The organism is Mycobacterium sp. M23085 (genome assembly GCF_045343915.1).
Taxonomy (GTDB): Bacteria; Actinomycetota; Actinomycetes; order Mycobacteriales; family Mycobacteriaceae; genus Mycobacterium.
This window is the reverse complement of the sequence record NZ_CP174280.1, coordinates 5259336-5272410: the sequence shown is the minus strand read 5'-3', so window position 1 is coordinate 5272410 and position 13075 is coordinate 5259336. Positions and strand designations below refer to the sequence as shown.

General features: G+C 65.6%; 4 protein-coding genes. 2 read left to right on the top strand and 2 right to left on the bottom strand.

Features of this window, described 5'->3' with window-relative positions; all coding sequences use genetic code 11:
- Nucleotides 1–120: 120 nt before the first annotated feature.
- Nucleotides 121–444, bottom strand: a complete 324-nt coding sequence (locus ACIUM1_RS24545) for an STAS domain-containing protein (RefSeq protein WP_406815072.1) — start codon at nt 442–444, stop codon at nt 121–123.
- Nucleotides 444–3017: a SpoIIE family protein phosphatase gene (locus ACIUM1_RS24540; protein WP_406815071.1), complete on the bottom strand. Its 2574-nt coding sequence runs from the start codon at nt 3015–3017 to the stop codon at nt 444–446. The genes ACIUM1_RS24545 and ACIUM1_RS24540 overlap by 1 nt, the downstream gene beginning before the upstream one ends.
- A 327-nt stretch (nt 3018–3344) precedes the next feature.
- Here ACIUM1_RS24540 and ACIUM1_RS24535 point away from each other — a divergent pair, with 327 nt between their 5' ends.
- Nucleotides 3345–12347 carry a BTAD domain-containing putative transcriptional regulator gene (locus ACIUM1_RS24535; protein ID WP_406817850.1) on the top strand — a complete coding sequence of 3001 codons (9003 nt, stop codon included), beginning with the start codon at nt 3345–3347 and terminating at the stop codon, nt 12345–12347.
- Nucleotides 12344–13060 (top strand): Type 1 glutamine amidotransferase-like domain-containing protein, encoded by a 717-nt coding sequence (locus ACIUM1_RS24530; RefSeq protein ID WP_406815070.1) that lies wholly within the window; start codon nt 12344–12346, stop codon nt 13058–13060. The genes ACIUM1_RS24535 and ACIUM1_RS24530 overlap by 4 nt, the downstream gene beginning before the upstream one ends.
- The last annotated feature ends 15 nt before the right edge of the window (nt 13061–13075 follow it).

Here is a 13075-nt window from a genome sequence, read left to right as displayed (position 1 = left end):
TTCCAGCTAGTTCACCGGTTTGAGCGAGCTCAGCGCGTCGTCAGCCACTACGTCATCGTGGCGCACGGCGTGGGTTCGATCACAAGTGGTGACGAAATACGCTGTGCGACAGCGGTATTCTTACTGCCCCGCTGTCGGCGGCGCGGCTTGGACGCTGGTCAATTCGCTCAGGCCGCTGATCCTGAGGACAGACATCAGGATGGGGTGAGCCACGACCTCGATACGGTCGGCATGGCTGGCGAGGGCGCTGATCGCGGCGCTGTCCAGGTACTCCACCGCGCTGAGGTCGACGAGGAGCGCCCGGTGGCCGCCAGTGGTCTCCGCCGCGGTGACCAGGGCTTGGTTGAATTCGTCGATGTTGCTGAGGTCGATTTCGCCCGCGACGACCAGCGCGAGTTTCCCGTCGCTGGCCTGTGCGGTGTCGAGGGTGAGCGGCGTGGTCATCAGGGGATCCTCGCGGATAGGTGAACTGTGGTTCCGTCGTCGTCGGGCCGGATGTCGACGTCGTGCATCAGACTTCGCATGAGGGGGATGCCGCGGCCGCGATGAGGATAGGAAGCCGGGCGCGGCGCCTTCCACGAGCCGGTGTCGGTGATAGTCAGGTGGACCTCATCACCGAGTGCAACCGCTCCCAGACGAATGACTCCATCCGGTCTATGTCGGTGACCATGCTCGATGGCGTTGGCAACGGCCTCCCCGGCCGCGACGAGCACGTTCAGCGTCTGATCGGGGTCCAGCCGGACCCGTCCCAACCAGTTGCGCAAGGCGGTGCGGGTCGGTGCAAGCTGGCTGACGTCGGCGGGAAACTTCAGCTCCAGCGGCGCCGGGTGGCGATAGAGCATGAGGACCACATCGTCCTGATACCCGTCACGTGGCGCGATACGAGACATGACCTTGTTCGCCAAATCTTCGAGGTCTGAATCACGGGAATCCTGCGCGACGGCGGCGACACGGGAGATGCCGTGATCCAACGGCACACGGCGGCGTTCGACCAGACCGTCGGTGTAGAGCAGAAGCGTCGAACGCGCCGGGATCGTCACGCGGGCTTCGGGCCGTACCCAGTTACCTCGTATCCCCAATGCGATGGTGTGACCCTGGTCCAGTATCTCGGTGCTGCCGTCGACGTTCACCAGGATGGGCGGCGGGTGACCGGCACTGGAATAGACAAGTTCACCGGTGTCCGGGGTGAGCACGGCGCAGACGGCGGTGGTGCATTGGGCGCCGGGCAGCCGCGCGGCGAAGCGATCCAATCCCGCGAGAGCTTCACCGGGGCTTGGGTTTTCGAAAAGTAGGGCGCGGCAGGCGCTGCGCACCTGGCCCATCACGGTGGCGGCGGCGAGGCCATGTCCCACGCAGTCACCGACGATCAAACCGATCCGCCCGTCATCGAGGTCGACGATGTCGTACCAGTCGCCGCCCACCTGAAGGGGTCTTGTCGCGGCCTGGTAGCGCACCGCGAACCCGCTGGGCAGATCGGCTGGTCCGAGGATGGCATGCTGCAGAGCCAGCGCGGTTTCGCGCTGCTGGTCAACCTGATGCACCCGCTGCAGGCCCTGGCCGAGGCGGCCGGCCAGAACCGTGAGCAAGGTCTGGTCCTCGAGGGTGAACGGGCGTTGCGCGGTCAGCTCCATCCAGACGACGAGCACGCCGTCGGGATGCTGCAACGCGATGCCCGCCGTCCCCGGCTGCGACGCGTTGGGGGCCAACAGGTCGCCGTCGCGCAATGAGCTGAGCGACTGCCGGGTGGGCGCGGACAGGTCCATCCACTCGATGGGCCGGTCGCCCACCGACACCACCCGCGGCGCCCCGAAGGCCGCTTCGCTGGCCGAACTGTTGGTCGGGAAGGTCACCGCCAGAACCCGGCGCGCCCGCCAGAGCCGGCGCAACTCCTCCGCCGCCGCGTGCACCGCGTCGTCGACCGTGTCGGCTTGGGCCAATTCCTGGTTGAGCGCATGCTCGCGACCTGCCGCCAACGCCAAGGCGATCGCCGCGTGCCGCGCAAAGTCACTGACTAGATCGAGGTAATCGTTGCCGAACGCGGGCTGGTGCGGATCGCGCGCGACGGCAATGACACCAAGCACCGCCCCGTCCGCGATCAGCGGCATCACGATCGCGGAGCGTTCACCGACGTCGGTGAACCCCTCGATCGGGTACTGGAAGGACTCGGTGATCAGCGGCAGGCCGCGGCGCGCAACGCCGCCGGTGGTAGAGCCGTCCATCGGAACCTGCCGACCGATCACCTCCGAGGAGTACCGACCCGCGGTCGCCGCAACCACCAGGGTGTCGACTTCGTCGGCGGGCTGTTCCGGCTCGCGGGGAACCAGCAAGATCGCCTGCTCAGCGCCGGCCAATTCCAGCGCCCGGTTGACGATCAGCTGCAACGGTCCCGTCTGCGGGTCGCCGGATAGCAGCGCGGTCGTGATCTCGCGGCTGGCCTTCGTCCATTTCGCCGACTCGCGCTCTCGCTCGAACAGCCGGGCGTTGTCAATGGCGGCGGCCGCCGCCGTGGCCATGGCACGCACGGCGCCCTCCTGCGAGGCGGAGAAGACTCGACCGGGCCGGTCGTCGGCGAGGTAGAGGCTGCCGAAGTTGGCCGCTCGCACGGTAATCGGTATTCCGAGAAGCGCATGCATCGGCGGTTCGTGTCCGGCCAGTGCCGTGGTGTGGGGATGAGAGTTCAGATCGTCGACGCGCAGCCCATCGCCGACCGGTAAATCGCCAAGTCGCCGCGCAGTGTCGGCGTCGATGCCGGCGTGCACGAAGGAAACGAGCGCTCCATCCGATGAGCGGATGCCCAGGGCGGCGAAGCGGGCGCCGGTCAGCTCCATCGCCGCTTTGAGGACTCGATGCAGCGTCACGTCCAGGTCCAGATCGGAGCCGATCTCGACGATGACCCGTACCAATTGCTCCATCTGGTCACGCGCTGCCACCAACTCATCGAGCTGGTCGTGCATCCGGCTGACCAGTTCGCGCCGGCCCTGCCAGGTGAAGGCGGAGTCACTCCGGTCGCTGTCCATGGGTGTCCACGGTAAACGGCGCAGTTAAGCCGCCGGTGCTCGGACCGCAAGCCTTGGCAGCACAGAGCCCAAACGACGGGGGTTGCCGCGGCCCGGCCGGGTAACTGAGCGGCGTCAACCGAGCTCATACGAGGTTGCGCGACACCGTTGAACCGCAGGCAGCGTCGCCTTTACCCGACCTTGACCATGTTCTGAATTATCCCGCCGAAGATTGCTGAGGTGAGTACGCTTTCATCGGTGCAACTGGGGGTTTTGGGGCCTCTCCAGGTCCGGCAAGACGGGGCGCCCGTCGCTATACCGGGCGCCAAACCTCGCGCCATCCTCACAATGCTCGGGCTGCACGCCGGTTCCGTGGTCGCGGCCGACACGCTGGTCGAGCTGCTCTGGGGCGAAAATCCGCCGCGCACCGCCGTCAAGGCCCTGCAGACCCACATCTCCTCGTTGCGCCGTGCCCTGGGCGACGGCTTCGTCTTGACGCAGGGAACGGGTTGGAGCCTCGCCGACAGCGAGATTGACGCCACGCATTACAAATCAGCCGCCCGACGCGGACGCGATGCCGCCGCCTCCGGCGACATCAGTCAAGCGGTGTCCTGCTTCGAGACGGCCCTTGGCTTTTGGCGCGGCGCCCCCGAGCTTCCTGACGGCCGGCGCGGAACATCCGAAAAGACGCGGTGGATCGAGGGCCATGCCGCGCTGGTTGAGGACCGAGCCGACGCGCTGCTGGCCACGGGGCGCGCGGCGGAAATCATCGGCGACCTGGAGGCCGCGGTGGCTGAGGCTCCGTTGCGCGAAAGGCGATGGGGACAGTTGATGCTCGCCCTTTACCGCGCCGGCCGGCAAGGCGAGGCGCTCGGCGCCTACCAACGGGCACGATCGCTGCTCGCCGACGAGTTGGGAGTCGACCCCGGCCCCAAACTTCGCTGCCTCGAGGCTGCGATCGTGGCACAGGATGCCTCGCTGGACATCGCTGTGGCACAACATGCTCCGTCCGTGACGCGCGCCGTGACGTTCCTGCTCACCGACATCGAAGGGTCGACGGCCGCGTGGGAGGCAGACGCCGACGCGATGGCGGTTGCGCTCGCACGCCACGACGAACTGGTCGAGCAGGTCGTCACATCACGTGGCGGACGCCTGATCAAGACGCGTGGCGAAGGTGATGCGACGTTTTCGGTCTTCGACCGGCCCTCTGCGGGCGCCGCAGCGGCAATTGAGCTGCAGGACGCGATCATTCACGAGCCGTGGGTATCGCGCGACCCCATCCGGGTCCGAATGGCGCTGCATACCGGAGAGGCCGAGCTTCGCGACGGCGACTACTTCGGCCGGGCGGTCAATCGCGTCGCGCGGCTACGGTCGCTTGCCGAGGGTGGCCAGATTCTGTGTTCCGGTGCGACCGCCGAGCTCGTCATCGACTCGCTGGCCGACGACGTGGTGCTCAGCGACCTGGGCATGCGTCAACTGAAGAATCTCGCGCGCCCCGAGCATGTGTTCGAACTGCGACTGGAAACCGCTACGGAGCAACCGAAGCGCGCACCTGAAGCAGCGCCCTTGCAGCGTCCCGACCTTCCCGCGGTACTGGTCGGCCAGGGGCCATTCGTCGGACGTGGCAACGAACTTCAGCGGCTGTTGTCCGTGTGGCAGACCGCGCTGGCGGGCGGTGTCCGAACGGTGCTGGTCGCCGGCGAGCCCGGCGTCGGCAAGACGCGCTTGGCCGGTGAATGGTCGCAGCGGGCGTACGAGCGAGGAGCGGTCGTGTTGTATGGCCGTTGCGACGAGGACCTAGGCGCGCCCTATCAGCCGTTCGCGGAAGCATTGCGTTCGCTGGTGCCCTGCATGGGACCCGACCGGTTGAGGGGGCTGCGCGGCGTCGAGGCGTTGCTGTCCCTCGTGCCCGGGCTGGCCGACGTCGTGCCCGATCTCACCCGCCCTGCGCACTCGGACCCCGACACGGAGCGCTACGCACTGTTCGATGCCGTCGTTGCGCTGCTGGAAACTGCGTCGACGACTACGCCGGTCGTTCTTATCCTCGACGACCTGCACTGGGCGGCCAAGCCGACGCTGCTCTTGTTGCGGCACGTGCTGCGCTTCGGCGATCACGCGCGCGTGCAAATCGTCGGCACCTATCGGAGCACCGACCTCGACCGCGCCCATCCCCTGGCGGCGACGCTCGCCGACCTGCACCGGGACGGCACGGCCGACCGGCTCAGCCTCAGCGGGCTTGACGAGGACGATGTGACCACCTACGTCGCCGAGGCCGGCTACGACGACGAGGAACTCGCGCGCGCACTGGCATCGGTCACCGGCGGCAACCCCTTCTTCCTCATCGAAGCCCTGCGCCATGTCGATGAGAGTGGCGGCGTGTGGGATCAGAGCACCCTGCCCCAGGGTGTCCGGGAAGCGGTGAGCCGCAGGCTTTCCCGGCTTCCGGCCGACACCAACAAAGCCCTCGCCGCCGCCGCGGTGATCGGCAGCCGGTTCGCCGTGGAGTTGGTCGAACAGGTGGTGGGGGCCGACCTGATGGATGCGTTCGACGAGGCGCGCCAGGCCGGCATCGTCCTCGAAGAGCCCGGTGGCTACTACCGGTTCAACCACGCCATCGTCCGACAGTCATTGCTGGCAGAGCTGGCGTCCGTGCGGCGCATGCGCTTGCACCAGCGCATCGCCACGACCTTGGAGACGCTGCCCGGCGCCGGCGACGAGTTGCTGGCCGAACTGGCCCACCACTACTTCGAATGTGCTTGGGCCGGAAACGCAGCGAAGGCGGTCTTGTACTGCCGACGCGCCGCCGACCAGGCGATGGCACGACTCGCCTATGAGGGTGCCGCCGACCTTTACCGCCATGCCCTGCAAGCGCTGGAAGAACTTGACGACGACCTACCCGACCGCGGAGAGCAGACCGCCGAGTTGTTGATCGCGCGCTGCGAGGCGTTGTTGGCCGCGGGCGACGTGTCGTCGGCGGCGGGCGCGGTCTCTCAACTGCGGGAAGCGACAGTGGATTCGCCTCGTCTGGCGGCGTGGGCAACTTGCTTCGACGGCCAGCTGTCGATGTTGATTCACCCCGAGCGGTTAGACGAGGTCGAAGCCGCGTTGGGGGCGGCGGCCGTCAAGCTCGCCGCACTCGACGACGCCGCCGGAGAAGCGAAGGCGCACACCGTTCGCGCTGGGTGCCTCGCCCGACTTGGGCGGATCGGTGACTGCGAGGTCGCTCTGGATGATGCGCTGACCGCAGCGCGGCGGGCGCGCGAACACCGCCGGGTGAACGCGGTTTTGGCGGGTGCGCCGCTCGCGGCCCTGTGGGGCCCCAATCCCGTCCCCCGGGCGGGCGGACGGTGTCTTGATGTGGTGCGGCTGCTGCGAATCACCACCGACTCCCCCGCCGTCGAGGCCACCTCGACGCGATGTCAGGCCGTGTTGGAGGCCTTTCGCGGTCGCACCGCCGCGGCCCGGCGAATGATCGACTCGGCGCGGCGCACCGTCACCGAGCTCGGCCTGCGTCATGCGCTGCTGGAGGTCGAGCAGTTCGCCGGCATCGTGGAACTCATTGGCAATGAATTCTCCGCAGCAGAGACACATCTGCGCAAGGCCTACAACGGTTTTCGTCGCATGGGCCTGGACGCTGACACCGCCGAGACCGCCGCGCTGCTGGGCCGCGCATGCCTTGCTCTCGGCCGCGAGCCTGAGGCGGCCGAATTGTGCACAGAAAGCGAGCGTCTGGCCGGGCACGCGCTGAAGGCCTCGATCGCGTGGCGCACGCTTCGGGCGCACTTGCTGGCGCGTGGTAACGACTACGACGGGGCCCGGCGGATTGCCTCGGACGCAGTGGCGTTGGCCGAGCGCACCGACGCCCTGGGCGATCACGGCGATGCATGCCTGACCTTGGCAACGGTTTTGAGCGCCGCCGGTGATATGGCGGGAGCGCAAGCCGCCGCCGGCCAAGCCGTCGATTTGTACGAACGGAAAGGTGCTGCGGCGCTCGCGGAGATGGCGCGACAGGCTCTCGGCGAGCCAGCTGAGCAGCCGACCCCGGCTCCTTCCCAGGTGCCCGTTGTCGAGCTAGACAGCGAATGCGTGCGGGTGGGTGAACGCGTGATGGCCGCTGTTCATCGTAAGGACTGGGATGAGTTCGAGCGGCTGTTCGCCCCAAATGTCTCCATCGATAATCGGCGGAAGATCGTCGGCGTTGACCACCCATCGGACGCGATGCGGCGTGAGACGAGGCGTGAACTCGAGGCCGGTGTCACGCGTATCAACCATGTCATGATCGCTGCACGAGGCGAGCGGCTGGCTCTGTCTCGATTGATCACGAGCGCTGTCGACGAGAGTCCCGGAGCGCCGCACGACGAGCTTCTCCAGCTATACGCCATTGATGAGAATGGTCAAGTCGTGCGACAGGTGTGGTTCGACGTCGAAGACATGGACGCCGCTATGGCCGAACTCGACGCGGCCTACGCGCGTCTCGAGCACGAGCATTCGCAAACGCGTCACCTGGAAAATGCCGCGACGCTCGCATACGAGCGCCTGCACGCCTATTTCAAGGCCCGCAACTGGGACGCGATAACCGAGCTACTCACCGACGACTACTGCGGCGACGATCGTCGTTCGGTGGTAGGTTCCGGGATCCGACGCGGCCGGGGTGCTGCGATCGAAGACTACCGGTCGGCCGCCGACATCGAGGTGACGGACGCTACGTCACACGCGGTCGCAACCCGTGGGGGGTGCCTCGCCCTCAGTCGTGCCCGCTACTCGCGAAGTGGCTTGGAACCAGAAGCGTTCCACGTCGATTTCCTACAAATAGTCGAAATCGACACTGCCGAGAGAATTGCGGCGATGGCCGCTTTCGACCTCGACGACTTCGACGCCGCCGTAGCCGAACTCGACGCCCGCTACCTCGCCGGCGAAGCGGCGCCGCATGCGGAAACGTGGTCGGCCGTAGCGCAAAGTTACGCCGCGCTCAACCGACACCAGCCACCATTGACCAGTTCGGACTGCGTCAACGTCGACCACCGACGGGAGACAGCGTTCGGGCCTGGCGACGTATCCGCTTACATCCACGCCGGGTGGGACCCTCAGCAGGACATCAACATCTATGTCGAGCAAGTGCATCGGCTGAGCGATGTCGGGACAGTCATCACTTATGCGGCACAGGAGTTTTCGCAAGAGGGCATGGCGGCCGAGTGGCGCGGGATCGCGCTATTCGCGGTCCAGGGCGGCAGGATAACTCGGACCGAGGTCTTCGACGAGAGCGACATCGACAACGCGATCGCAAGCTTCGAACAGCTCAACCCACCGGCACCGCGGCTGGAAAATGCGGCGGCGCGCGTATTCCAGCACGTCTGGTCGCACTTCGCGACTCGCGACTGGGACGCCATGGCTGCAATGGTCGCCGACCGCTATGTCGGAATTGATCACCGACGAATCGTGAGCGCCGAGAACCAGCATGGTCGAGATCAAGTGATCAGAGACCTGCAGGCAGCGGCAGAAGTCGGATTCACGCTTTCGATGGTGAGCGCCCTTGCGATTCGCGGGGAACGCCTGGTCCTCACACGAACTCGCGCCACCGGGCGCGACCCTGACACAGCCCAAAACGATGCCCTCAACATCGTTGAGATCGATACCGACGACCGCATCGCCAGGGTCGTGTCGTACGACCTCGAAGACATCGACGACGCCATCGCCGAACTCGACGCCCAATACGCCACCGGCGAAGCGGCAGCCCATGCGCGCACATGGACGGCAATCGCGGACGGCTATGCCGCGTTCAACCGGCGCGAGCTCGCACCGCTGGCGCCGGACTGGGTGAACATCGACCATCGTCGCGGAGCAGGTTTCGCCCCCGGCGACTTCATCCCCTACATCCAAGCGGCGTGGGGCGACTCGCCCGACACCAAGATCTACATCGCGGCGGTACACCGCCTCACGAACTTTGGAGCGGTCGTCACCCATGTGGCGCATGGCATCTCACAAGAGGGATTCGACGCCGAGTGGCGGGATGTCCACGTGCTGACGCTGGAAGGCGATCTGTTCACCCGCTCCGAGCTGTTTGACGAGGCCGACCTCGACGCCGCGATCGCGACGTTCGAACAACTGACCGGGCCGGCGCCACAACTGGCGAACGCGGCAAGCCGTGCGAACGAGCGGTTCCAGGGGTCGTTCGCGGCCCGCGACTGGGAGGCGCTCACGCACGGCTTGGCCGACAACGTCTCACACGATGACCGACGACGAGTGGTCGGGGCGGGACTGCGGCGAGGCCGGGACGCCCTGATCGCCGAGATACGGACTCTTGTCGCGATCGGCGTCACGAGCGCAACATCAGACGTCATCGCCATCCGCGGTGAGCGCCTCGCCTTCAGCCGGGTCCGCACGTGGGGCCGCGACCAGCGTCCCGAGGCATTCCAGACCGATGCCCTCGAGATCATCGAAATCGGCACAGACGAGCGGATCGTGGCACGCGTCGTGTTCGACGTCGAGGATTTCGATGCCGCTTTCGAGGAGCTCGACGCGCGGTACGTCGCAGGCGAAGCGGCCGCCCACGCGCACACGTGGTCGGCGATCACCCTGGCCTACGCTGCACTCAATCAGCGTCAACAGCCCAGGACAACACCGGATTGGGTGAATATCGACCACCGCAGCGGGCCGTCTTTCGCGCCCGGTGAATTGCCGTCCTTGCTGGCCAACTGGAACACCACCCAACAGTTACGCAGCTACATCGCGGCGGTGCATCGGCTGAGCGACCTGGGAGCGGTGGTCACTTCAGTGACGCATGAAACGTCCCATGACGGCTTCAAAGCCGAGTGGCGGGGGATCAACGTTCTCACCATCAAAGGCGGCCTCGTCGACCGCTTGGAAGTCTTCGACGAGGTAGAAATCGACGCAGCGATCGCAAGGTTCGAGGAGTTACACCCGCGCACGCGACAACTGGAAAACATGGCAAGCAAGATCAGTGACCGTTTCTTGGCGAACTTCGGGGCGCGCGACTGGGATGCGCTGGCCGAGATGACGGCTGACGGGTTCTCGAGCGACGATCGCCGTCGCGTGGTGGGCGCGGGAGTTCAACTAGGCCGAGATGCCGACATCCAGAATATGCGGGTATGGGCTGGCGTCGGCATCAGAAGCATCGCGTCAGACGTCATCGCGACCAGGGGCGAGCGCCTATTCCTCGGTCGTACCAGATTTTTCGGGCCCGACGCGTTCCAGAGCGATGTGCTCGGCCTCTTCGAGGTCGACGCCGCCGGCCGAGCCTTAGCGCGCGTCGTGTTCGACCTAGACGACATTGACGCGGCATTCAACGAACTCGATGCCCGTTACGTCGCGGGCGAAGCGGCCGACTATGCCGATACGTGGTCGGTGGTAGCAGGCGTGCACGCGATGTTCAACCGGCACGAACTTCCTCCGGTCGACTGGGTGACCATCGACCACCGGCGCGGCACACCATTCGCCGCAAACGAGATGACTCCGGCCATCCACACCCTCTTCGATCTCACACCGGACTTTCATGTTCGTATCGAGACGGTGCATCGGCTCAGCAGTTTCGGGGCGTTGATCACCAACAAAGCGCACGGGTCCTCGCACGACGGCGTGGATGTCGAATGGCGCATGGTGATGCTTCACATCGTCGATGGCGACCGACTCACCCGATGCGAGGTGTTCGACGAGGACGACTCGGACGCCGCGATCGCGCGATTCGAGGAGCTCAGCCACCCAGCATCCCGCCTGGAAAATGTCGCGACCCTGGTGACCGGACAATTCCTGGCGCACTTTGCGGCACGCGATTGGGAGGCCATGGCGGAGCTGATTGATGAGAAATTCTGCTCGGACGACCGCCGTCGCGGCATAAACGCCGGAATCAGACGCGGTCGCGAGGTCGAGATGGCGAATTGGCATGCCACCGCCGAGGTTTGGATGTCTGACATGCGGGCGGCAGTCGTTGCCACCCGCGGGGAGCGCCTCGCACTCTTCCGTTTCACCTTCGTCAGCCAAGATTCGCTGCCCGCAGCGTTCCAGGCCGCGGCGCTTTCCGTCGTGCAGGTCAACGATGACAACCAATGCGCCGCTACGGTCATTTTCGACCCCGACGACGTTGAAACCGCATTCGAGGAACTCGAAAGCCGTTACCTCGCAGGCGAAGCGGCCGCCCATGCGCACACCTGGTTCGTGATCATGCAAGCCTATGCCGCACTCAACCGGGCTGAAATACCCCCGACTCCCGACCTGGTCGACATCGACCGCCGGAGTGGAGCGATGACGATGGCACCAGGTGACCTGATCGACTACCTCCACGCGGCATTCGGCGATACGACCTTCAACGCCCTCTATGTCGAAGCCGTTCATCGGCTGACCCACGCAGGCGCGGTCGTCACCCATGTCGCGAAGGGGACGTCACGAGACGGCTTCGACGCCGAGTGGCGAATGATCATCCTCATCACCGTCGAAGGCGATGCGGTCAACCGCGGTGAACTCTTCAACGAGACAGACCTCGACAGCGCGCTGGCGCGCTTTGAGGAACTGCAACGGCAGGCACAGCGGCTCGAGAATGCAGCCAGCCAAACGGAACACCAACTCTTTGCGCTCTCGGCGGCCCGCGATTGGGCAGCCGTAACCGAGATCCTGGCCGACAACAGTTACGTCGAGGATCGCCGTCGAGTGGTGAATGTCGGCCTGTGGGACGGTCGCGAAGTCGTGCTGGCGAACATGCGCGCCCTGGAAGTGGGCCTCGCCCAGGTCACGTTAGCGGTCACCGCGACCCGTGGGGAACGCCTCGCCCTCATTCGCATCCGCTCCTTCAACCCCGAGGTAGGGCGTGGGGAATTCTTCGTCGAGATGCTGGGAATCGTCGAGACCGACCCCAACGGGCGGATTGCGGCCCACGTATTTTTCGATGCCGATGACGTCGATGCCGCCTTTGAGGAACTCGAAACCCGTTACCTCGCCGGAGAAGCGGCCACCCACGCGCACGTGTGGTCGGTCATCACCAGGGAATGTGCCGCGTTCAACAGGCACGAACTCCCGGCGACGGAGTGGGTCACGGTCGACCACCGGCGGCTCGTAACGATCCACGCGAGTGATCTGCTGCCAAACATCCGTGCCACTTGGGACCTCATGCCGGACATCAGGGTCCATATCGAAGCAGTGCATCGTGTCGGCAGTTTCGGCACCGTCGTCACCTACACCGCTAAGGGCACCGCACAGGAGGGCTTCGTCGCCGAGTGGCGAATGATTCATCTCCTGGCGGTCGAAGGCGACCGGATCAATCGGTCCGAGCTGTTCGACGAGGTGGATCTAGATGCCGCGCTGGCGCGATTCGACGAACTCGCAGGTAAAGCTCAGCCAAAGTGACTGCGCCACAACCGAAACCGATCTTTTTGCTAGCGGACAGCCAGCTGCTGTTCTGGAAGCGTGACGGCAAACTGGTTCTCGACGCGGCCCTCGTTGAGTTGCCTCGGGACACACCGCCGAGCGCGGCGTACATCGGTGCATCCAACGGGGATCATCCAGAGTTCTACGAGATCTTCGAAGCGGCAATGGACGCCGTGGGGATCACCGATCGGCGGATGATCCATTCGTCGTTCGGCCCGGACGACCGCGCCTTCCTGCAGGGCGCACGGTTGATCGTCCTCGCGGGCGGCGATGTGGGTCTCGGCTGGAAGACGTTCGAAAAATCCGGCATGAAAGACGTGATTCTGGATCGGTACACGAAAGGTGCAATTTTAGTTGGTATTTCGGCCGGGGCGATTCAGCTCGGACGCTGCGGAATCGTCGAGACACTGCGTGCCGAGCAAGTGGAGTTGCTCGACATGTTCGATCTTGTCCCACTGGTCATCGACACACACGACGAGCGAGCGGACTGGGCCCGGCTGTCGCGGACGATTCAATTGCTCGAAGGAACCGCCACCGGTCTGGGCATCCCCGCCGGCGGTGGGGTGATCGCGCAAGCGGACGGCACCATCGAGCCTTTGCGCCTTCCCGCGTACGAATTCCGCTTGCAGGGCAGTGTGGTCGCACGCTCAGTGTTGCCCGCCGACGTTCGGCCACGACCCGAAACCCCTTGACGGCTAGCCGAACCG